This window comes from Streptomyces collinus Tu 365 (genome assembly GCF_000444875.1).
Taxonomy (GTDB): Bacteria; Actinomycetota; Actinomycetes; order Streptomycetales; family Streptomycetaceae; genus Streptomyces; species Streptomyces collinus_A.
The window spans coordinates 7,916,531-7,935,961 of sequence record NC_021985.1 but is presented as its reverse complement, the minus strand read 5'-3'; the positions used below and the strand labels follow the sequence as shown (position 1 = coordinate 7,935,961).

16 protein-coding genes and 2 pseudogenes are annotated in these 19,431 nt (G+C 70.6%); 9 read left to right on the top strand and 9 right to left on the bottom strand.

Features of this window, described 5'->3' with window-relative positions:
* The first annotated feature begins 274 nt into the window (after positions 1–274).
* Positions 275–1,360 (top strand): zinc-dependent alcohol dehydrogenase family protein, encoded by a 1,086-nt coding sequence (locus tag B446_RS34025; protein ID WP_237751108.1) that lies wholly within the window; start codon positions 275–277, stop codon positions 1,358–1,360.
* 203 nt (positions 1,361–1,563) lie between these two features.
* Here the strand turns inward: B446_RS34025 and B446_RS34020 are convergent, their stop codons facing one another.
* Positions 1,564–2,274: a TetR/AcrR family transcriptional regulator gene (locus tag B446_RS34020; protein WP_020937597.1), complete on the bottom strand. Its 711-nt coding sequence runs from the start codon at positions 2,272–2,274 to the stop codon at positions 1,564–1,566.
* Between the two features lie 115 nt (positions 2,275–2,389).
* Here B446_RS34020 and B446_RS34015 point away from each other — a divergent pair, with 115 nt between their 5' ends.
* The 5 genes from B446_RS34015 to B446_RS33995 all read left to right on the top strand — a co-directional run bounded on the left by B446_RS34015 (position 2,390) and on the right by B446_RS33995 (position 5,095).
* Complete coding sequence (locus B446_RS34015; protein WP_043477183.1) at positions 2,390–2,788, top strand: VOC family protein; 399 nt, start codon at positions 2,390–2,392, stop codon at positions 2,786–2,788.
* A gap of 96 nt (positions 2,789–2,884) precedes the next feature.
* On the top strand, positions 2,885–3,364 hold the full coding sequence (locus tag B446_RS34010; protein WP_020937599.1) for a hypothetical protein: 480 nt from the start codon (positions 2,885–2,887) through the stop codon (positions 3,362–3,364).
* Between the two features lie 227 nt (positions 3,365–3,591).
* Positions 3,592–4,023, top strand: a complete 432-nt coding sequence (locus B446_RS34005; RefSeq protein WP_020937600.1) for an Hsp20/alpha crystallin family protein — start codon at positions 3,592–3,594, stop codon at positions 4,021–4,023.
* A gap of 106 nt (positions 4,024–4,129) precedes the next feature.
* Positions 4,130–4,525, top strand: a complete 396-nt coding sequence (locus B446_RS34000) for a DUF2267 domain-containing protein (protein WP_043477186.1) — start codon at positions 4,130–4,132, stop codon at positions 4,523–4,525.
* A 72-nt stretch (positions 4,526–4,597) separates the two neighbouring features.
* Complete coding sequence (locus B446_RS33995; protein ID WP_020937602.1) at positions 4,598–5,095, top strand: DUF2267 domain-containing protein; 498 nt, start codon at positions 4,598–4,600, stop codon at positions 5,093–5,095.
* A 73-nt stretch (positions 5,096–5,168) separates the two neighbouring features.
* On the opposite strand, the gene B446_RS33990 is transcribed toward B446_RS33995, so the two are convergent.
* The 4 genes from B446_RS33990 to B446_RS33975 all read right to left on the bottom strand — a co-directional run bounded on the left by B446_RS33990 (position 5,169) and on the right by B446_RS33975 (position 10,158).
* Positions 5,169–6,344, bottom strand: a complete 1,176-nt coding sequence (locus B446_RS33990) for a zinc-dependent alcohol dehydrogenase (protein WP_020937603.1) — start codon at positions 6,342–6,344, stop codon at positions 5,169–5,171.
* Complete coding sequence (locus B446_RS33985; protein ID WP_043474493.1) at positions 6,341–7,279, bottom strand: SRPBCC family protein; 939 nt, start codon at positions 7,277–7,279, stop codon at positions 6,341–6,343. Before B446_RS33985 ends, B446_RS33990 begins: the two co-directional genes overlap by 4 nt.
* 289 nt (positions 7,280–7,568) lie before the next feature.
* The gene (locus B446_RS33980; protein WP_052352100.1) at positions 7,569–8,744 is read right to left on the bottom strand and encodes a glutathione-independent formaldehyde dehydrogenase; all 1,176 of its coding nucleotides are present in this window, start codon (positions 8,742–8,744) and stop codon (positions 7,569–7,571) included.
* A 286-nt stretch (positions 8,745–9,030) separates the two neighbouring features.
* A complete protein-coding gene (locus B446_RS33975) occupies positions 9,031–10,158 on the bottom strand; it encodes a hypothetical protein (protein ID WP_020937606.1) in 1,128 nt (375 codons plus the stop codon).
* Positions 10,159–10,379: 221 nt separating this feature from the next.
* Between B446_RS33975 and B446_RS33970 the strand changes: the two are divergent.
* Positions 10,380–11,579 (top strand): annotated as a pseudogene (locus tag B446_RS33970) (PP2C family protein-serine/threonine phosphatase); the annotation flags it as partial.
* Positions 11,580–11,789: 210 nt separating this feature from the next.
* Here the strand turns inward: B446_RS33970 and B446_RS33965 are convergent.
* Positions 11,790–12,218: an STAS domain-containing protein gene (locus B446_RS33965; RefSeq protein WP_078614601.1), complete on the bottom strand. Its 429-nt coding sequence runs from the start codon at positions 12,216–12,218 to the stop codon at positions 11,790–11,792.
* Between the two features lie 128 nt (positions 12,219–12,346).
* On the opposite strand from B446_RS33965, the gene B446_RS33960 reads away from it, so the two are divergent.
* Both B446_RS33960 and B446_RS41210 read left to right on the top strand, forming a co-directional pair.
* Positions 12,347–12,697 carry a helix-turn-helix transcriptional regulator gene (locus tag B446_RS33960; protein ID WP_020937608.1) on the top strand — a complete coding sequence of 117 codons (351 nt, stop codon included), beginning with the start codon at positions 12,347–12,349 and terminating at the stop codon, positions 12,695–12,697.
* Positions 12,698–12,836: 139 nt separating this feature from the next.
* Positions 12,837–13,064, top strand: a pseudogene (locus tag B446_RS41210) (AraC family transcriptional regulator ligand-binding domain-containing protein); the annotation flags it as partial.
* Positions 13,065–13,366: 302 nt separating this feature from the next.
* On the opposite strand, the gene B446_RS33955 reads toward B446_RS41210, so the two are convergent.
* From B446_RS33955 to B446_RS33945, 3 genes are all read right to left on the bottom strand, one after another.
* Positions 13,367–13,537, bottom strand: coding sequence for a DUF5670 family protein (locus B446_RS33955; RefSeq protein ID WP_011113206.1), 171 nt, complete (start codon positions 13,535–13,537; stop codon positions 13,367–13,369).
* 260 nt (positions 13,538–13,797) lie between these two features.
* Positions 13,798–15,402 (bottom strand): phospholipase D family protein, encoded by a 1,605-nt coding sequence (locus B446_RS33950; RefSeq protein WP_020937609.1) that lies wholly within the window; start codon positions 15,400–15,402, stop codon positions 13,798–13,800.
* Between the two features lie 167 nt (positions 15,403–15,569).
* Positions 15,570–19,334 (bottom strand): hypothetical protein, encoded by a 3,765-nt coding sequence (locus tag B446_RS33945; RefSeq protein WP_020937610.1) that lies wholly within the window; start codon positions 19,332–19,334, stop codon positions 15,570–15,572.
* Between the last annotated feature and the right edge of the window lie 97 nt (positions 19,335–19,431).

Below are 19,431 nucleotides of genomic sequence, written 5' to 3'. Positions count from 1 at the left end.
GCATGCCACCAGGAATCATCGCGGCGCGGGGCGTAGCGTGAAATGGCAGATTGCATCCTGAGCTCAGCGTGGTGCGCCGCGGTGAGCGGCCCCGGTACGGATCCTGACAGGACGCACGACAGGGCGCTCACGGGACCGTCCTGAGCGAGTCGGCGAGGGCCGGTGGGGGGCCGAGCCGGACGACGGCTGGTCCACCGACGGCGATGTCGGTGCCGACATCGCCCGGGCCGGAGCGCCCGCTGAGTCTTCCGGACGCCCGGAAAGGAAGGTGCTCATGTCCTCTTCCATGCGTGCGCTCGTGGCCGTGAAGGCCGGTGAGCCCACCGACGTCCTGCGGCTGGAATCCCTGCCCGTTCCCGCCCCGGAAGCCGGGCAGGCACTGATCCGGGTGACCGCGGCCCCGATCCACGCCAGTGATCTGCACGTGCTGCGCGGCCGCTACGGCTTTTCCCTCGACTTCCCCGCTGTCGGCGGTCACATGGAATGCGTGGGCCGGGTCGCGACCCTGGGCCCGGACACCGAGGGGCCAAACGCCGGCGAGCGGGTGGTGGTCGCCGCGATCCCGGCGGTGCCCGGACCCCCCGTCGCAGGCACCTGGCAGGAGTACCTCGTCATCGACGCCCGAAGGCTCCTGCCGGTACCCGACCAGCTGAGCGACTCCACCGCCTGCCAACTCGCCGTCAACCCCTTGACCGCGCTGCTCCTCGTGACGCGGGAACTCGATGCGCAGCCGGGCGAATGGCTGCTGCAGACGGCCGCCGGCTCCACCGTGGGCCGCCTGGTCATTCAGCTGTGCCGGCATCTGGGGATCCGCACGATCAACGTCGTGCGGCGACGCGGCGCCGTCGAGGAGATCACAGCGCTCGGCGGGGACGAGGTCATCTGTACCGAGGACGAAGACCTGGTGCAGCGTGTGGCCGAGATCGCCGGACCGGCCGGCGTGCGCAAGGCCGTCGACTGTGTCGCGGGCCCCGTCGGCGCCCAGGTCTCCCAGGCACTGGCCCCGGGAGGGGAGCTGGTGGTCTACGGCGCGCTCTCCACCCACCGGCAGACCGACCCCGCGGCACTGACCATCCCGCTGCAGGCACGCTCGGTCATCTACGAGACCAAAACAGTCCGCGGCTTCTGGCTGAACCGCTGGTTCGGCACCACCTCACCCGAAATCGCGCTGCGCGCGCTGGCCCGAGTCCGCGACCTCGTCGCCGACGAGGTGCTCAGCATCCCCCAAGGGCGCCCCTTCCCGCTCCAACGATTCGCCGAAGCCGTCACGCTCGCCGAAGCACCCGCACACGGCACCAAGCCCCTGTTCGTCCTCGAAGACGACCGGGCCGAGAACGGAAATCAGAGAGCGGCCGGGTAGTACTGGCCGAGGCCGCCAGGGCGACGTTCGCGTCATCGACGCCGACACCCGTCCAGTCGTCGTGGTCGGCCGGCCCGTGGGCGCCGCTAGTCCGCTGCTGTCGGTTCGAGGTGGCAGCGGCTGACGGTGGTCTCCCGGATGTCGATCCGATCCGTCCCGAGACCCAGAAAGGGCGAAGGCTCCGATCGGCGGCACCTGGCCGGTTATGGCTTCTTCGGTTCCCTGTCGGGCCGCGTGACGGCCCGCGGTGGGCTGCCGGCCGTACCGACCGAGGCGTAGTCGGCGAGCGAGGACTCCAGCAGGCCGAAGGCGCGGTCCGCCTCCGCGATGACGGTGGCGGAGATTCCGGCGTTGTCCTGGCCGGCGAGGGTGAGTTCCTGGATGCGCTGGAACAGGGTGCGGTGTACGGCGCCGAGCAGGGCGGCGGCGGTGCGGGGGGTGATGTCGCCGCGGGGTGTGCCGGTGGTGTCCGCCAAGGCGGCGGCCAAGGCGGCCTCTCGCAGGTCGTGCAGCTCACGCAGGCGGGCCGAGAGGGTGGGGCTGTCGGCGATCATGTGGGCGAAACCGGGGCCGGAGAATCCGGCGACCGGGTCGGCTGCGGCGGCCGCGTCGGCGAAGGCACGGCGCAGGGCGGTCAGGACGGACTCGCCTGCCTGACGGCCGCTCACCGTAGCGGCCAGGGACGCGACGAAGGTGTCCTGGTGGTCCAGGGCCAGGTCCTCTTTGCGCGGGAAGTAGTTGGTCACCGTCTTCTTCGCCACCCGCGCGGCGGCGGCGATCTCGGCGATGGTGGTCTGCTCGAAGCCCTGACTGAGGAACAGGTCGGTGGCGACATCGGAGATGAGCTGCCGGGTCTCTTGCTTCTTCGCTTCTCGCAGCCCTGGGGGCGCGGGCGGGGTGGCGTCGCGCGACATGGAAGGGATCTTACCCTCGTAGCATTTTTATGTTGACACGACCCAGGGCTGGCGGCATAAATTTACGTCGGTACTAACTTTGCCATGAACCGACGAACAGATGTGGGGAAACACCTTGCGGATCACCGCGTCCACCGTCTCGCTCACCGTCGACGACGTCGCCGCCTCGAAGCGGTTCTTCACCACCCACCTCGGCTACGTGGAGCAGGCCGCCGCCGAGGGGTTCGCCTCCCTTTCACGCGACGACGACGCTGTGGACGTCGTCCTCCTCGCCCGCGGCACCGAGGTGCTGCCGGCCGACCAACGCGACCGGCACGCCGGCGGCCTGATCCTCGCCTTCACCACCTCCGGCATCGAGCACGAGGAGAAACGGCTGCGGGCCGAGGGCGTTGAGATCACCATGCCACTGCGGGAGGAGCCCTGGGGTGAACGCCTCTTCCAGATCGCCGACCCCAACGGCGTGATCGTTCAGTTCGTCGAGTGGGCCACCCCGTCCGGCCCCGAGCACGCTTGACAGTGCAAGCTGACGGTCCCCGGCTCGGTAAGCGAGCGAGTGCCAGGCCGTAAAGCCACTGGCGCCGGCCGCACCTGCTTCGACAAGCTGCGGCACATGGATTGGACGCCCCTGCTCTCCACGCTGACCGGTGCCGTCATCGGCATCGCGGCCACTTTGATCGCCGACCGCAACCGGTGGCGGCGGGAGGAAACCAGGCACGCCCTCGAAGTACGGCGCGAGGTCTACACGGAGTACGTGTCCGCCCTCAAAGCCGCGGGTGAGGAGATACGGGCCGTCGCCCTGGGCGACCACATGTCCGAAGCCGCGCGCGACGCGGCGGTGCGGGAAGCCGTGCGCGGCACCGGCATCTACACGGCGAGCGAACGCCTCTGGCTCATGGGCACCCCGCAGGTCGTGGAGGCGGGGAACGAGGCGTTCCACTGCCTGCGCTCGATCCGCGACGCCTACACCCGTGGCGTGGCTGTCGGCTCCGCCGACGACGCGCCCTTGATAGAGCGGCGGCGCAAGGCCATGGCACGGATGCGTCGCGTCATGCGTGAGGACTTGGGTATCGGCCCCCTCGGGATCGAGTGATGCAGCTCGGGCAGCTCGTTCCGGAAGGGGGGTCCAGGTACCGACCGACCACCCCGACCTCGCCACCCAGCCGGCGGGTGGCCTGGACGCGTGTTCGCGGGGTCATGGACACCAGGTGGTCATCCTTTGGACGACCACCTGTTTGTCATCCATTGGATGACATGCTACAACGGTGTCAGTGAGGCGCATTGGCAGCAACTGCCCGAACCCGCTGGAGGTGTTTTCCGATGTTGATGCGCACTGACCCCTTCCGTGAGCTGGACCGGCTGGCCCAGCAGCTGATGAGTCCGGGCACCTGGTCGCGGCCGTCCCCCATGCCGATGGACGCCTACCGCGAGGGTGACCAGTACGTGGTGGCCCTGGACATCCCCGGCGTCAGCGCGGACGCGATCGACATCGACGTCGAACGCAACATGCTGACCGTCAAGGCGGAGCGCCGGCCCGTGACGAAGGCCGACGACGTGCAGATGGAGCTGTCGGAACGGCCGCTGGGTGTCTTCTCCCGCCAGCTCGTGCTCGCCGACACGCTGGACACCGAGCACATCCAGGCCGACTACGACGCAGGTGTGCTCACCCTGCGCATCCCGATCGCCGAGCGCGCCAAGCCCCGCAAGATCGCCATCGGCGTCGGATCCGGCCGCAAGGAGATCTCCGGCTGAGCCGGACTCGAGGAGGGGCGAACAGCGGCGGAGGACGGGCATCCATCTGATCTCCCCCCGCCTGTCCTCCGCGCCCCGTGGGCCTGAGGAAGGGGTGGCAGCCGACGTGACGGTGCGACGGGAAGCGTTCCTCCAGCATGTGAAGGAACGCGGTGAATACGGAACCTTGCAGGAAGCCGAACGCGCGGCCCGCGTGGTGCTCGCCCTGCTGGGCGCTCACTTGGTCGGCGAGGTACGTGCCCAGCTGGCGGCGCGCCTGCCCGAAGGCTTCGCCTTGATCCTTCTCAACCCGCTGCAGAGCGCCGAGCCGCTACCTCCGGAGCGGTTCGTGCGGGCGACCGCGGCCTGGATCGAGGGTGCCACCGAACAGACCGCTGCCTGGGACGTCAGCGCCGTCCTGTCCACGGTTGCCGACGCCACCGGCGACGACCTCCTCGAACAGATCCTGCTCCAGCTCCCCGCAGGCTACGACCTGCTCTTCGGCCGCCCCCAGCCCACCTGACCACCCACCCCGGTGACCCTGTGACCGCACCGGCCACCACGACCTGGTGACAGAAAGGCAACCACCGCAGTGATGTCCGACCCCAGCGCACCGCTCCCGCAGCCCTACGGCAGGGCGTACGAGCAGATGCTGGAAAAGGTCCGCCATGACGGCGCCTACCCCTCCCGGGAGAAGGCCGAGGAAGCCGTCCGTCTCGTACTGTCGGGACTGGGACGACAGCTGGCCGGCGACGAACGCGTCGAACTGGCCGCCCGTCTCCCCGTCGAAGCCGCGCGCATCCTCACCGCCCAGATTCCCGGCACCCAGCCGCTGGGCGGCTGGGCATTCGTCAGGGACCTCGCCGCCCGCACCGGCGCCTCCCTGGCCACCACCCGCTGGGACACGGGATCCGTCCTCTCCGCCGTCGCGGCCCACGCCGGCCCCGACCTGCTGACCCGCATCCTGCACCAACTCCCCTCCGGCTACGCGCTGCTGTTCGGCCGCGCCGAACTCACCCAAGCCGCCGCACACACGGGCGCGTCTTTCCGGCGTCACAGTGTGTCGGCGAGGAGCCTGCTGCGGCACCCGTAACCACCACGACGCCTTCTGCCTCTCACCCAGCGGGCCGCTCAGCGAGACACGGTGCCGCGATCCCTCGCGTTCCTCACGGCTTGAGGACGACCTTCTCGCAGTGGTCCTTCTTGTTCTTGAACAGGTCGTAGCCGGTCGGTGCCTCGGTCAGGGGCAGCCGGTGGGTGATGATCCGGGTGGGGTCGAGCTTGCCCCGTTCGATCAGCCCCAGCAGCGGCTTCATGTACTTGTGCACGTGGCACTGTCCGGTGCGCAAGGTCAGGGACCTGTTCATCCAGGCACCCGCCGGGAACTTGTCGATCACCCCGCCGTAGACGCCGATGACCGACACCACGCCTCCGCTGCGGCAGGACAGGATGGCCTGGCGCAGGGCGTGCGGCCGGTCGGTCTCGGAGCGGACCGCCTGCTTGGCGCGGTCGTAGAGGTGGACGTGGGAGGCGCCGTGTGTGGCCTCCATGCCGACAGCGTCGATGCACTTGTCGGGGCCCCGGCCGCCGGTGAGTTCGAGCAGTGCCGACCGTACGTCGGTGTCCTCGAAGTTGATGGTGGTGTAGCCCTGGGCGGCGGCCATGTCGAGCCGGTAGGGCTCCTTGTCGATCGCGATGACCTTCTCCGCGCCCAGGACCCGGGCGCTGTCCATGGCGAACTGGCCGACCGGGCCGGCGCCCCAGACGGCGACGACGTCACCTTCCTGGATGTCGCACATGTCGGCGCCCATGTACCCGGTCGGCAGGATGTCGGACAGGAACAGCACCTGCTCGTCGGTGAGGTCCGACTCGATCTTCAGCGCGTTGGCGTCGGCGAGCACCACGCGGGCGTACTCGGCCTGGCCGCCGGCGAAGCCGCCGGTGAGGTGGGAGTAGCCGTAGATGCCGGCGGTGGGGTGGCCGAAGAACTTCTCCGAGATGCCGGCGTTGGGGTTGGTGTTCTCGCAACACGAGTACAGCTCCGCGCGGCAGGACGCGCAGGCGCCGCAGGCGATGGGGAAGGGCACGACGACCCGGTCCCCGACGCGCAGTTTGCCGTCGCTGATGCCGGGGCCGACCTCCACGACCTCTCCCATGAACTCGTGGCCCATGATGTCGCCCTTTTCCATGGTGGGGACGTAGCCGTCGAGCAGGTGCAGGTCGGAGCCGCAGATCGCCGTGGACGTGATCTTCACGATGGCGTCACGGTTGTTGAGGATCGACGGGTCGGGGACGTCTTGCACCTCGACCGAGTTGCGTCCCGTCCAGCAGTTCGCCTTCATGCCAGGGCCTCCTTCAGTTCGTCCTCGGTCAGCGGTCGGGCCGGGTGCTGCGGGAACTCGCCTCGGGCCCGCTTGCCGCCGGGTGCGCCCTCGGAGCGGACGACCTCGCCGGTCTCCGCGATCTGCTTGAAGCGGCGCAGGTCGTCGTCCAGTTGCTGGTGCGGTTCCTCGCCGAAGTAGCGTGCCGCTGCCTTTCCCAGCGCCCCGCCGGGCAGGTCGTAGCGCAGGGTCACCCGGATCTCCGTGCCCCGGTTGCCGGGAGCGTGTACGAAGCGGACCTCGCCGGCGTTGTCGATGTCGGCTCCGTCCACCGACTGCCAGGCGATCAGCCGGCCGGGAATGTCCTGCGTGGTCTCGGCGTCCCATTCGACCGTCTTGCCGAACGGCGCGCTCGCCCGCCAGTGGCTGGTGCGCGGGCCGGTGACGCGCACCTCGTCCAAGTGCGCCATGAAGTCGGGCAGTCGCTGCAGATCGCTCCACAGGGCGTAGACGTCGTCCGGGGGTTGGGCGACGGTGGCGGTCGCGGTCAGTTCCATGGGGGTGCTCCTACGGGTGCGGGTCACGGCCGCGTAGACGTCCGTGGCCGTGATGGCGGTGACCGCGGCGGTCGCGGCGGCGGTGCGGCCCAGGCCGCGGCCGTTGTGGTTCTTCAGGGCCCGGGTCAGCATCGTCAGATCCATGAGGTCGCCGCCCACGCGGCCCCAGAGCCAGGCGGGGTGCGGCCGTGCCAGCAGTCCGGTCGCCGCCGCCAGCTCGCGCACACCGACGGCGGTCGTGGCGGAGCGGTGCCGGAAAGCGTCACCCACGCCCAGAGCCCGGGCGAAGCCCGCGGGGGCGAGGACCTGCGGCACGCCAAGGAGCGCGCTGGCCCAGCCCAGGCCCCGGACGAGCGGATCCTGTCGCAGATGTGAGGTGGAGCGGGTAGCTGTCTTCATAGGTGCTCCCAACATGCGGTCAGCCCACTGGAGTGAGAACGAGTGAGAACGTGAACGGCGCACAGCGGACCACGGCGGAGTTTCCGTGTGGCTCGCATCTACTCCTCGGCGTGGCACTCCCGTCACCGACCGCCGCCGCGGCAGTCCGCGCGCGGCGTGGACGCCGCCTCGGACACGGCAGGAACAGGGCGCCGACCGAGCGTCCGGCCCCGGTAGGAGCCGGGGCCGGACGGCGCTCGTCGGTCGGCCCTGTCGTGCGGGGAGCAGGCGGGCGGGAGCCCTGCGCTTGCTACCGCTTGTGGCCGTTGCCGTGTCCGTCGGGGTGCAGGACCACCTTGGTCCAGCCGTCGTCACGGGCGTCGAAGTGCTCGTAGGCGGTGGGGGCCTCGTCCAGGCCGAGTTCGTGGGAGACGACGAAGCTCGGCTTCGCCTTCCCGCCGGCGATCAGGTCCCGCAGGGCCCGGTTGTACCTCTTCACCGGCGCCTGCCCGGTCCCCATGTGCTGGCCCTTGAACCACATCATGCCGAAGTCGATGGGGACCTTGCCCTGCGCCTCCAGCTCGCCCTGGGCCTCCGCGCCGCCGGGGTCCTGGGGCAGGAACACGCCCACCACGCCGATGTGGCCGGTGAACCTGACCGAGTCGATCAGGCCGTTGAGCGTGAGACTGGCGTCCTCGTGGCCCTGGGGGTCGTGGGCCTGGTAACCGACGCATTCGCAGCCGTTGTCGGCGCCCAGACCGAGGGTGGCCTCCTTGACGACCTGCGCCGGGTCCTGCTCGGCGGTGTTGATGGGGATGGCCCCGATCTCCTCCGCCTTGCGCAGCCGGTCGGGCTGGTGATCGGCCGTCCAGACGCGGCCGGCGCCCCGGAGGAGGGCGGAGTACGTCGCCATCAGCCCGACCGGACCGGCCCCGAAGACGATGGTCTGGTCACCCGGCTTGACGTGGGCCATCTCGGTGGCGTGATAGCCGGTGGGGAAGATGTCGGCGAGCATCACGTAGTCGGTCTGCCGCTCGGCGGCGTCCTCACCCAGACGCAGCGCGTTGAAGTCGCCGTAGGGCACGCGCAGCAGCTCCGCCTGGCCGCCCTGGTAGGGGCCCATGTCGGCGAAACCGTAGGCCGCTCCGGCGAGGGCGGGTTCCGGCTGCATGGTCAGGCAGTAGTTGGTCAGGCCCTGCTCGCACTGCTTGCAGAAGCCGCAGGCGATGTTGAAGGGCAGGACCACGTACTCGCCGACCTGCACCTTGCGCACCGCCGAGCCGACCTCCACCACCTGGCCCAGGTTCTCGTGCCCCAGGGTGCGGCCGGACTCGAACGAGGTGCGGCCCTCGTACATGTGCAGGTCCGAACCGCAGATGTTGGTCGTGGTGATCTTGACGATGATGTCGCAGGGATGCTCGATCTTCGCGTCCGGTACGTCCTTCACAGCGACCGTCCGCGGTCCTTCGTATACCGCAGCCTTCATGATGACTTCCCTCGATGTCGCGGCATGGCGGGATGGGGAAGGCGTGAAGGAGCCCGACTCCCGCACAAGCTGCGACGCGGTCCGCGGCCCGGCACGCCTCTGATGGCGTTCACCTCGGTCAGGGGGAACGATGATCCGCCGCCGGCCCGCTCGCCGGAGCGGAGCTTCAGCACTCGACGGCGTGCCGTGCGGGTCCCCGCCCCCCACGACGCGAAACAGCCCCCCACCGATCGATCGGCGGATTCCCCGTATCGGGACGGCCACCGGACCGACGGCGCATTTCCACTCAGGTCCCCCGCTGGTCACCGTCGTCCTCGACCAAGCGGCGGCGTTCCTGTTCCCGCTTGGAGTAGGCGGCTGCCCGGATCGCCTCATCGCTCTCCAGGCCCGATCCCAGCGCGCCGCCCACCGTGGCGGTGGAAGCGACGAACCAGGACAGGGTCCAGTACTCCGTGGCGGTCAGCGGGGTTCGTGTCGTGGAGGCGAAGACCTTGCCGTTGAGGATGAACAGCGCCCACACCAGATTGACGGCCAGAAGACCCGCGTAGCAGACGACCACCCCGATGCCGACGGTCATGATCGTGGACGCGTTGTAGAGAGTCGTCCTCTTCCTCTCCTCCGGGGAGCCGACTGCTGATCGATGCCACAACTCGGCGTCCACGATCAGCCAGCCGATCATGAGCGCAACGGATCCGACCGTGGCAATCACCAGGCGTGGCGTGCTCAGGGAGGTGGCCAGGGTCCAGATGGTGGAGTTCACGGTGGCGACCGCTCCCGTGGCGAGGGCGGCCGCCAGGGCTTTCGACAGGCCCGGTACCAGGCGCCACGGCCGGTTGGCGCGGACCATACCGCCGAGCACCCTCAGGTAACCGCGCGGCCCGCTGACGACGTACCGCAGATCGGCGCTCTCCTCCTCACCGACCTGGCCGGGGCGAATAGGCGCAAGACGACTGGCGAAACGTCCCAGCGGCTGCTGCTGGGGAGGTTCCCCGGCCCCGGTGGCCCGGGGAGTCGCCAGGCTCAACACGACCTTTTCCACCGCCAGCAGGGCCCTTCTCTGAAGACGCAGACCCCCCAGCGACGGAAGGGACAGCAGGGCAACGCCGTCTCCATGACACAGATCCACCACGAGCTTGCGTCCGTGTGAGTGCAGCGGAAGATCGGTGAGGGCCACGACGATGTCCCAGTGCTCCGCACGCCTGCGGTCCATGATCCGGCGCGTCAACGTGGACAGGTCCTCGGTACCCGCGGTGAAGGGCTCACTGACCACCTCGACGTCGAACCGCCGCCCCTGGCCCGACTCGCCGGCGAGCCGATCAGGAAGCACTCGGGCCAGCCGCTGCGCGATCTCCGTCGGCGCGTCCGGATCCGCCAGAAGAGCCACGACCGTCACGTCCTGCGATGACTCCCCCATGACCGGCCCCTTCCCATCGGTTGACCCGGCGCACACCAGTGCCCAGAATGTCCCCGATATAACGCCGACGCCGCGTGACACGCTGGCCCCCGGCGATACCGTCGGGCCTTACCCGGGAGCGCGGCCGAGCAACAGCGCCTCTCGTGCGGTTCCCTGTCGCGCCTCGGGAGGTACGAGAGGACGGTCGATGTGAGACTGAACGGGTAAGGAGTGATCTCCCCGTGCCGGATCTCACGCATGCGAGCGCCGACTCGGACCCCGCCGTCGATGAGAATCGGCTGGAACAGCTGATCACCGAGGCGCGGACGGCCCTGCCGGTGGAACTGCCCGCCCTGGCCGACCGGAGCGCAGCGGCCCTCGGCCTGGACAGCGCGCGGATCTACCTCGCCGACCTGCAACAACGGCTGCTCGTCCCCATCGACGACGCCTTGGATCCGTTGCCGGTGGAGGGCTCATCGGCCGGCTGGGCGTACCGCACGGTTTCCCCACGGGTAGCTGATGCCGGCGACGGCTTGATCGTATGGATGCCGCTGGTCGACGGTGCGGAGCGGTTGGGCGTGCTGGCGGTGCAGACGGCCGTGCTCGACGGCGTGCTGATGCGCCGCAGTCGGATGCTGGCCTCATTCTTCGCGATGGTGATCTCCTCCAAGCGTGCCTACAGCGACTGGCTCGCCACCCGCACCCGCACCGCGGCCATGACATTGCCCGCCGAGATGCTGCGGGCCTTCCTGCCACCGCGCACCATCGGCAGCAGCAGGTGCTTGTCGACTGCTGTCCTGGAACCGGCGTACGGCATCGCCGGCGACGCCTTCGACCACTCGGTGGTCAAGGACGAGCTGCACACCATGATCCTCGACGGCATGGGACATGATCTGCTCGCCGGTGTGACCACAGCGGTCGCCATGGCCGCGGCACGCAACACCCGACGTAGCGGCGGCCACCTGGCCGAGGTCGTCGACTCCATCGACCAGGCGCTCGCGTAGTGGCTGCCAGACCATTTCTGCACCGGTGTGCTGTGCCGGCTCTACGCGGACACCGGGGTGCTGCGCTGGGTCAACTGCGGCCACCCCACACCCCTGCTGATCCGTGACGAGCGGGTGCTCGCCGGGGCGCTGGACAGCCCCCCGCAGCCGCCGCTCGGCCTGGCCGGCCCATTCATCGCAGCACCACGGCAGGTCCACGAGATGAAACTCGAACCGGGTGACTGCGTCCTGCTGTACACCGACGGTGTCGTAGAAGCCCGCGACGCGGACGGCGAGGAGTTCGGCCTCAACCGGTTCAGCGACTTCATCATCCGCTCCGAGGCCGCCGGCGAGCGGCCGCCCGAGGTGCTGCGGCTACTCATCCACGCCATCCTCGACTACCAGCGCAACGAACTGCGTGACGACACAACCATCCTGCTCTTCGAGTGGCGCCCGCAGCACTCCCCCGCGAGCAGTCAGGCCGACAGCACAACAAGACGTGCCGGACACAGCGGCAGCTCGATCGACGGCGTCCGGCCGCGCTGATCAGCAGGAGCCGAGCCGACTGGTGAGGCAACTTCGTCGGGTGACACTGCGCCGACATGCCTGGGCGAGCGCAGGTCCGCGGAACCGCGGCACCTCGGGCTGCCGCCGGCCACGGCACTCGCCTCAGACGGCAGCGTGCATCTGCGAGGGCCGCGAGCAGGAAGGTGAGAAGAGATCTTGCGCTCCGATGAGATGGAGCAGCCTGTCGATCGCGGGGCTGGGGTCCTGGATGACGACGGTCTTGCTCGCGCTCAGGGCCCGCCGGCGCAGTTCCATCAGAACGCTCAGGCCGGCGCAGTCGCAGAAGCTGAGCCCGCTCAGATGCAGGTCGAGACCGCTCGCCGAGGCGGCGAGTGCTTCGCTCAGCCGACCGCGGAGCCGGTTGCCCGAGACGAGGTCGAGTTCGCCGCGCAGGGTGACACGGACCCGGTCGTCGCCCGGCGCGCACGACACCGCCAGCCGGCCCGGTGCAGGTGCCGCAGGTGCACTTCCACGCGGGCAGGGGACGCCCGGCACGGCGGGGAACTGTGCCCGGCGAGAAGGGTGCTGCATGGCTCACTCCCGGTGCGCTCGTCGCGGTCCGATCCAAGGTTCCCCCGAGCGGGAACACGCGTCAATATATACACGAACTTCAGTACGTGCTTTTGAATGCGTGTACAGGTCTTCGCTAGAGTGGAGGCATGGATGAGGTGCCCGAGCCCCACAACGGCTGGACGTTCCTGACGAACCACGCCCGCGTCCTCGCTGCCATCGCGGACAACCACAGCGCCCGCGTCCGCGACATCGCCGCCCGCTGCCGCATCACCGAACGCGCCGTGCAGAAGATCATCGCCGACCTGGAGCAGGCCGGCTACCTCTCGCACACCCGCCAAGGGCGCGGCAACACCTACCAGATCGACCCCGCCAAGATCCTGCGCCACCCGACCGAAGCAGACCAGGGCCTGACGGTGGCCACGCTCCTCGCCCTGCTCGCCCAGGACGAAGCCCACCGCATGACGCCAGACAGCGAACGCACTCACGCGCCTGCCTGACGGGCGGCAGGCCCTCGCACGAGGGCTCACCATCGCCCTGGTCACCGGCCACGGACCACCAGCCGTGCCGCAGGGCACGGGCCTCGCCGGTGAGAAGCAGGTGGTAGCGGCCGGCGCCGCTCACGCGAGCAGGCACTCGATGCGCTGTGGCGGCAGCTGGCGCCGTGCCTGGCGTTCGGTCTTCTGTGCCACATGGGACACGTGCTGTGCCCTCCGGGGCAGTCGCGGCCTCGGACAGCCGGATCGGAGCGGCGTGCACTTCACGCACACCGCGCCTGCAGAACCGAGCGCCCACCACGCCGTGTTCGGCTCAGTCGTGGAGTTCACCAGCAGCTTCAACGGCCTCACCCTGTACGCCGAAGACCTCGAGACGCCGAACACAGCCGCCGACCCCCAGCTTCTCGCTTACGCCACCCGTTCCGGGCCTGAGGGGCACCGTCGAAGCACTCGGCGGCATCCGTGCCGCCTTGGCGTGCGCAGCGGCCCCGCAGGCAGGAGGAGCAGGGTTCCACTGCTGGGCCTGCGGGGCCGGTGCATCACTCACGTACCCCGCGATGCGCCCGATACGCCCGATCCCTCCCAACCGCCCGCACAGCAGGGCTTGTCATGCGAGTGGGGCCCGGCCGTATCAGGCCGGGCCCCACTCACCTCGCACGTGGCGTCTGTCGTCTACCAGCGGTACCAACGGCCCTTGCGGCCGCCACTGTCCGCGGTGCGGACGACGAAGCCCAGCAGCCACACGACCAGCACGATCACCGCGATCCACCACAGCGCCTTCAACGCGAAACCCGCACCGAAGAGGATCAGAGCCAGCAGAAGAACCAGAAGCAGGGGAACCATAGCTATCAACCTCCTGGCCACCGAATGCCCTCACCTGTCGCCCACAAGCCCACAAAGTGGGAGTTAATTCCGCGATACACGGGGCACATTCACAGGCTGCGCGCCATGCAGCGTTCCCCCGGCCCCGCCCCTCACGCACCTTCGCCCTCTTCCGGCCGCCCCAGCACGGCAGCAAGCCACGACTCTGACTACTTGCGCCGCCAGGGGTTCTGGGCTGGGGTATGCCCGGCTGTTCTGCCTGGTCAACCTCCGGGACACGGTCAGTAGGCATCCTGCCGACGCAGGGAGCGCGGGCGGCCGTCGGGGTCGGCGACGACCCGGTAGAGCGGTTCGGTCAGGGCCCGTGTGACGCGGGACAGACGCGGCGGGTGATAGGTGCGCAGCCTTCCCGGCGGTCGTGGACCGTGACGGCCGCCGTCGTGCCACGCGTCCAGAGCGGCGGCCGAGTCGGCGTAGGCCGCAAAGGCGCGGCCCGGGTCGCAGAGAGCAGCCGCTTCCCCGTCCCCGTCGCGGTCGAGGTGTTCGAGATTCAACGACAACCGCAGCTCGCGCGCGAAGACACGGGCGCCGTCACCCAGGCCGCCGGGGTCCATCGGTTCACGGGGATCACGGGTCTCGTCGAGGACAGCGCAGCTGAGTTCCGAATCGTGGGTCCAGGAGCGCCGGTTGACGTTGTCGGAACCGACCGAGGCCCAGACATCGTCGATGACACAGACCTTCGCATGGACGTACACGGGCGTCCCGGCGTGGTTCTCCAGGCTGTAGACGGCCACTCGGTCACCGCCGCCCCGGCGCAGGACTTCCAGGGCGCGGATCCGGCCCAGCAGATTCATCGGTGTGCTGATCCGCCCTTCTTGGTCCGGAAGTGGCGGCAGGACGGCGATCATCCGCAGGCCCGGATGATCTGCGAGAGCCTGAGCGAACGGCCGGCAGGCACTCTCTGACCACAAGTACTGGTCCTCCAGGTAGATCAGCCGGCGTGCCCGCCGCAGAGCCTTCATGTAGGCGCGGGCGATGCTGCGTTCACCGTCGGGAGCGAACGGATAGCCCCTGAGGCGGTTCGGGTAGGTGCGCAGGACCTGGACCGTGTGGGAACCGCGGGGGCCCGGATCGGGTTGCTGTTCGGGGAGCGGATCCGCCTGAGTGTCCTCGCCCCGGAGTGCCGCCCGCAGCCGGCTGCGCGGGCTGCGACTGAGCGGAGCCGGGTCCGTCCACCGCTCACGGAACGTGGCCTCGACATCGCCCACGGCGGGCCCCCGCACCGCCAGCTGGACGTCATGCCAGGGCGGACGGGAACCGTAGGCGTTGGCGATGCGTTGTGCCTGCGGGTCACCTTGATGGGCGGCGTCGTCCCGACGGCTGTGGCACAGATCGATCCCGCCGACGAAGGCGACGTCCCGCTCGGGCCGACCCGGGTGGCGCAGCACCACGAACTTCTGATGGTGCGAGCCGCCCGGCCGCACGCGCATGTCGAGCAGGCACTCCCCTCCCGCCTCCTCGATCTCCTCCCCCAGGTGATAGTTCTCCTGTTCGCTGAACTGGAAACGATCCAGGTGCGAGCGCCACACCAGCCCCTTCACGACGACACCCCTGCGTGCGGCGTCGCGCAACACGTCGCCGATAGCGCTGTTTGGACCGTCCAGCAGCTCGTCGGGGTCACCCCGCCAGTCCGTGAACATCAAGATGTCACCGGCCCGCTGCGCCCGCACGGCCGCGAGCAGCTCGGCGAAGTACACCGCCCCGTGTACCAGGGGGCGGACGTCGTTGCCCGTGGACCACGCCGCACCGTCGGCATGACGGCGGTCCACCCGCGACGCGGGATTCCCGCGCTGAGCGGGGGTGAGCAGCCAGTCGGCGCGTTCCACGTGACAGCCCTTCCAGCCGACGGCCCTTCCGGGATCTCCTGGTAGATCCTTTACCCCCGGAGCGCCTGACCACGCGATTCCCACTCCGACAGTCCCGCGGCTTCGGTGCGTGGTCCAGCGTCTGCGTTCCTGCCCCGAGGCCACGCTCCTGACCCAAGGCCAACCCCTCAGCAGGTGCGCCGGTAGGGGAGATCCGGGAGATACGTCTTCCAGGCGGACTCGGACAGCCCCGAACCGGCGCGCTCGCAGACCTCGGTGAGCAGATGGTGCGGGTTCAGGTCGTACAGCTGTTCGGGGACGTGGGTGCCGGAGGCGTGGAGCGACCCGTCGGCGCCGAACGCGAGGGCGTGTATCTCGTCGCCCGGGGTGGGCAGGGTGGTCCCCAGGAGCCGTTGGGACGCCAGGTCCCACAACTGGAGACCGCCCGCCGAACCGGCGACGGCGAGCGTACGCCCGTCGTGGGAGAAGGCGAGCGCGGTCACCCCGCCGGTGGTGTCCGTGGTCGGGTCGGACGTGGTGCCGTCCAGCACACCGAGGCGCACCCGCGCGGTACCGTCCCAGAGGGTGACCCGGCCCAGGACGTCTCCCACGGCCAGCCGTGAGCCGTCGGGGCCGAAGGCTGCGGTGGTGATCAGGTCCTCGCCGAGCACGCGCGGCTCCATGCGCCTGGCGCGCAGGTCGGCGACCAGGCCCTCCTGGGTGACCAGGGCGGCCCCGTCGTACCGCAGGGCGAGGCCCACGCCCTGCGAGGCGGAGGTGACGACGTCACTGGGACGGACACTGCGCACGGTCTTCACCCGCTTGTCCCGACGCACGTCCCACACCTCCACGGAGGGCCGTTCCAGGGACCGGTAGACCAGCAGGGTGCGGCCATGGGTGTCGAGGGCGAGACCGTCCGCCGCGAGGTGCCTGTCTTCGGCGGCGCCGATGACCACGGCGGCGCGTGCGCGACGGGTCTTGAGGTCCCAGACCGTGATCCGGGCCCGGTCCGGCCGCGTCCTGTCCTCGGAGTGGTAAGGGTTCGGGCCGGTCGCCAGATATCTGCCGTCGCCGCTGAGCGCCATGAGGTCGGCGCAGGAGTCCGTGCCGGGACACGGCCGCGCCGGCGGTTCGAAGACCACCCCTCCCCCTCGGGTGTCGAGCACCTGCACCCGCCGCTTGCCGCCCGTCTCCACAGTGCGGGCCAGGACGCGGCCGTCGTCGGAGAGTTCCGCGCGGTACGCCGCGGGCTGCCGCCGGCGAGCCGTCGCGGCGGCGCCGAGGGCCAGTGAGCGGACGACGGTCGCCGAGCCGCCGAGATAGCGCACCACCCCCGCGGCACGGTCGTAGGCGACGTCGGCCCACTCGTCCGCGATCCGCCGGCTCAGCACGGGCACCTGCGGGCGGTCCGCCCGCGCCACCACGAGCCGGTGGGGTCCGGTGCCCACGAGGAAGGTGCCGCCCGGCCACACCTGGGTCAGTCCCTCACCCTTGTAGGACGGGGTTGCGCGGCCGGTGCGCAGATCCCATCCGTGGATCCCGTCGTCGCCGGCGACGGTGAGCGTGCGGCTGTCGGGGGTGAACGCCAGGGCGTGGTCGCGGCATTGGGCGGCCCGCGCCTTCGCCGTCCACGGCGCCGAGACCTTCCGCAGGTGCGCGAGATCCCAGAGCTTCACCGCGTGAGCGCCCGTGCACAGGGCGAGCCACCGCCCGTCGGGGCTGGCGGCGAGGCCGTCGACGCCCCCGTCCGGTGCGGGAATCCGCAGCGTCGGGCGGCCGCTGCGCGGGTCGTAGGCGTGCACACCGCCGTCGTCCCAGTCGACGGCGACCAGAGCGCGCCCGCTGAAGTCGAACGGGGTCTCCATCGCATCCACTCCGGGGAGCGTCCTGGTGACCCGCCCGGACCGTACGTCCCACAGCTCGATGCGGTCTCCCGCCAGCAGCGCGAGGGTGCGGCCGTCCGGGCCCACGGCGGCCGGGACGCCGTCCATCAGCTTGCCGGGGCCCCGCGCGGACAGCGTGAGCCGACGCGTGCGCAGGTCCCAGATCCGGACCCGGTCCGCCGTCACGGACACCACGGACCTGCCGTCCGCCGTCAGCCGGTGCACGTTGTTGCCCGAGCCGTCGAAACCGGCGTCCGCGCCCGGCACCGGGAACACGTCCTCGTCCCGCTGGGCCATCGCCCCGATCAGCGTCGACCGGGTCTCCGTCGTGTCGGCCAGCCGCGCGGCGGCGACGCTGAGCCGCATCGCGGTGCGCGGATCGGAGAACCGCATGCCGTCCGCGACGGCGGCGACCCGACGGGCTTCGGCCTCCACTCGGCGGCGGTCGCTGGTGCGGTTCTGCTGCCAGGCGGCGGCTCCGGCGACGAGTGCGAGCACGAGAAGCGTGGCGAGGGCGCCGACGAGTCCGCGGCGCCTGCGGCGCTCGCTGAGGCGCGCGGCACCACTGGCCGTCAGGAACACCCGCTCCTGCTGGGTGAGCGCCGCTCCGGCCAGTTGTTCCTGCGCCGTGGCCAGCCGTGTGCCGCGGTACAGGGCACCCGGATCACGGCCGAGCTCCTCCCAGGTGCGGGCCGCCTCGGTCAGCCGTCGGTGCACCCGCAGATGGTCGCGTTCCTCGTCGATCCAGCCGGACAGCCGGGGCCAGCCGGTGATCAGCGCCTCGTGGGCGAGGTCCACGGTGCCGTGGTCGAGCGTCACGAGCCGGGCCCGCGCCAGACGATCGAGGACGAGGGAGACGTCGGCGGGGGCCGGCGGTCCTGCTGACGGGGCGGTGGCGGCGGGGCTCGGCGGGCCGGTGAAGTCGAGTTCGGCGCGGTCGACCGGGCGGCGGGTGTCCTGGGATCCCTCACCCGGGGTGATGAGTCGCAGCAGGACGAGGCGGGCGAGTTCCGCGTGTTCGGGGGACAGGTCCGCCCAGACCTCCTCGGCGCTCTGGGCGATGGCCCCGTGGACACCGCCCGCGGCCTCGTACGCCTCCTCGGTGAGTGCGCGGCCGCGGCGGCGGCGCCAGGTCTCGCGCAGGACGTGCGACAGCAGCGGGAGTCCGCCGGGCTCGTCGGCCATCTCGTCGACCAGGCGGGCGGTCAGGGTCCGTTCGACGATGTGTCCGGCGCTCTGGGCGGGCTTGACGATCACCTCACGCAGCTCGGCCGGGTCCATCGGGCCGACCAGCAGGCCCGTCTCCCCCAACGCCTCGGCCAGACCCCGGTGTTCGGCGCAGCGGCCGTAGAAGTCCGCCCGTACGGCGATGACGACCCGCAGCCTGCTCTCCGGCCGCCGGGCGGCGAGCAGCAGGTCGAGGAACGCCCGGCGTTCGTCCGGATCCCGGCAGAGGGTGAAGACCTCCTCGAACTGGTCGACGACGACGAGGGTTTCGCCCGTCGCCGCCGGTCGAAGCGCGCCCGTGTGGGTGCGGGCCGGATGCGGGCCCGGAGTGAGAACGCGGATCGCGGCCAGTTCGCGCTCGGCACGCAGGGCCGGGATGAGTCCGGCCCGCAGGAGCGAGGACTTGCCGCTGCCGGAGGGGCCGAAGACCGCGGTGAAGCGCCGGTCGCGGACCTGCTGCCGCAGGGCCGTGACAAGACGGTCGCGGCCGAAGTACCGGTCGTGGTCGTCGGGTTCGAAGCGGGCGAGTCCCTGGTAGGGCGGCTCCGTGTCGTCGTCCCGGCCGGCGGCCGCCTCGCGGACCTCCCGGTCGGCCTCCTGCCAGCGGCGCTCCCACTCCCCCGGGTCGCCCCCGCAGGCCGTGGCGTAGGCCAGGGTGACCTGGAGCGAGGGCAGGTGCTCGCCGGCCGCGGCCTGGGAGAGCGCGGTCACGGAGAAGTGCGCCCGGCGGGCGAGTTCGCGGTAGGTGGGGCCGCCGGCCTCCTGGCGGAGCTTGCGCAGGGCGTACGCGAACTTCGGCACCGGCCCGGCGGCCGGATCGACCGGAGTCTCCCGGCGGCCCATGTGTGCTCCGTCTCCCCGTGTCCGCTCGCGCCTCCCTGTCGTGGACGCGTGTCCGCCGCCGACACCCTAAGGAACCCTCCGCTCCTCCCGCAAGGTT